We start from the raw sequence: 2,184 nt of genomic DNA, 5'->3' as shown, positions 1-2,184 counted from the left end.
GAACCTTTCGAATCTCTTTCCCCACTATCTATAACAACCTCTTTCTCTTCAGACATAACACACCTCTCGTCGTCACAATAATTAAGAGTAACAAGGAACTATCGCTATTCTAGTGTAGGGCAGATTATGCAAAAATACACATAACGCCCTGTTAAGGTGTGAGCAACGCAATACCGAAGCTCCCGCATACCACCTTAAACACTAAACGCAACGCATAGTAAAAATGCCACGCGTTGCGAATCACTCTTAAACAGTTTGTTATAACGCTGATTTCGCCTTAATGTACAGCTTATGAACACCGTCTGAATTAGAAAAGTCTACACAGTAAGCCAACTCGATCACGTTACCATTTTTTGATTTGTACCTAGACATATCGTCTGTGCTTAATAGCTCGCTTACCTCAAAGAACGACTCTAAAGGAAGCTCGGAGAACTCTCGATAGCCTTGCATTGCAGTTATCGCATCTTTCGCAACATCTGAGTCTTTGTAATAGGTAGCAATACAAGATGAGAGAGCGAAGTTTTTAAACAGCTGCTCATCACTTTGAGTACTGAGTGGGCTTGCGGTAACTCCGAGACTACAAAGAGCAATGCTTATACTGCTTACTAATCTTCTAATTTCCATAAATAAGCCTTTTTTGCGTCCGGAAAGTAACAGCTATCGGTACATCTTGAACCAGTCCAAATACTTGCATGACCTGATGCGTCTAACCAAGTATCTACATCAACAACTAAAATGCCCTTGTATTCAGAGAGTTCATTAGCATTGGGGTTTTGAACCACCAACTCTGGCTCACCAAATTTTTGATACAAAAAGTTGATCAAATCTTTCACGCGATAAATGTACCAATTCCCCTGTCCACCGGAGACAGTTTTGTTTTTTATGTAGGGTACTTTGAAACCAGCATAGTTAAGTGCATATGACATACGTATCGCACAAGCATTCTCAAACCGCCCCTGCTCTGGTGTTAGAACATTAATATTGTGATTTACTTTACCGCCGATAATGGTACCTACTTCAGACACATCTCTGTTTACCTTGGTAAAGGCAACTTTCATTTTTAGTAGGCTAGGACGTGCTGCCATGAAAATATCTCCCTATCAGTTATTTGTGCGATAAGGTCTCACAAAAGCAGCAGCGGCAGTAACAACAAGTAAACCGTTCTCGAAGGGCTTCAAGCTTAGTTGTGTAACAATGAAACTGACAAAAGAGTTATAACGCCCTGTTAAGGTGTGAGCAACGCAATACCGATGCCGCCGCATACCACCTTAAACACTAAAAGCAACGCATAGCAAAAATGCCACGCGTTGCGAATCACTCTTAAACAGTTTGTTATAGCTCAGCGATGTGCGACAGGGTTTCTGGGTGACGCTGAACCAACTTTAGAAGGGTTACTGCTTGTCCATTTGGTGCGCTACGCCCTTGTTCCCAGTTTTCTAACGTACGAGATGATGTGTGCAACAAACGAGCAAAAACACCACGAGACATATTAAACTGCTCTCGAATACTCACGATTTCATCAGGTGAGATATTTAACTCACTGATGTCGTTAACTTGATGAGTTTTAAGGGTAAGCTTGCCCTCTGAATGCTCTTTAGCCTCAACAAGTGCTGAACTTAACTCCGCAAATAGATCACGATTGCTCATTACGCCACGCCTCCATAAAAGCCTTTAGTTGTTTCTTTTGGTCTGCAGTTAAGTCGGACATTTCATTCTTGCCGTAAATCGTCAGCAAGTAGAAACGACGCTTTTCATCGAGGAAGTAATAGATAACGCGAGAGCCACCACGCTTGCCCTTACCTTTACTTGCAACTCGAATCTTTCGCAAACCACCTGTACCTTGAATCACGTCACCCTGCTTCGGGTTAGACATTAACTCAGCTTGAAAAAGCCTAAACTCATCATCGCTGAGAAATTCATTACGGTACTTTTCAAATATGGTTGATTCGACAAATACACTTTTCATACGCAAAGTATACGCAAGTAACGTATAGATAGCAAAACTATACGTGATTAACGTAGCTATAATTTTTGGAGCAGTAAATCTGACCTGAGCTATAACGCCGCGTTAAGTGGTGAGCAACGCTACCACCCTACTTAAACTATTGTGCCGTAACCACTAAAGCAGAAGCAAACCGAAAATGCCAAGCGTTGGGAATCCGTCTTAAACGCTTTGTTATGTGC

Annotated in this window: 4 protein-coding genes; all 4 read right to left on the bottom strand. The window is 41.8% G+C overall.

What is annotated here, in order from left to right:
- Positions 1 to 258: 258 nt before the first annotated feature.
- Entirely contained in the window at positions 259 to 624 is a 366-nt protein-coding gene (locus QTO06_RS25170; RefSeq protein ID WP_331410320.1) for a T6SS amidase immunity protein Tai4 family protein, read from the bottom strand.
- Positions 606 to 1,085, bottom strand: a complete 480-nt coding sequence (locus QTO06_RS25165; protein ID WP_331410319.1) for a type VI secretion system amidase effector protein Tae4 — start codon at positions 1,083 to 1,085, stop codon at positions 606 to 608. Before QTO06_RS25165 ends, QTO06_RS25170 begins: the two co-directional genes overlap by 19 nt.
- 247 nt (positions 1,086 to 1,332) lie before the next feature.
- A complete protein-coding gene (locus QTO06_RS25155; protein ID WP_017049537.1) occupies positions 1,333 to 1,647 on the bottom strand; it encodes a helix-turn-helix domain-containing protein in 315 nt (104 codons plus the stop codon).
- A complete protein-coding gene (locus tag QTO06_RS25150; RefSeq protein ID WP_331410318.1) occupies positions 1,634 to 1,966 on the bottom strand; it encodes a type II toxin-antitoxin system RelE/ParE family toxin in 333 nt (110 codons plus the stop codon). The genes QTO06_RS25155 and QTO06_RS25150 overlap by 14 nt, the downstream gene beginning before the upstream one ends.
- Positions 1,967 to 2,184 lie beyond the last annotated feature (218 nt).

It is taken from the genome of Vibrio sp. M260121, assembly GCF_036533715.1.
Lineage (GTDB): Bacteria > Pseudomonadota > Gammaproteobacteria > Enterobacterales > Vibrionaceae > Vibrio.
The sequence above is the reverse complement of the archived record's forward strand: the minus strand, read 5'-3'. Positions and strand labels throughout refer to the sequence as shown.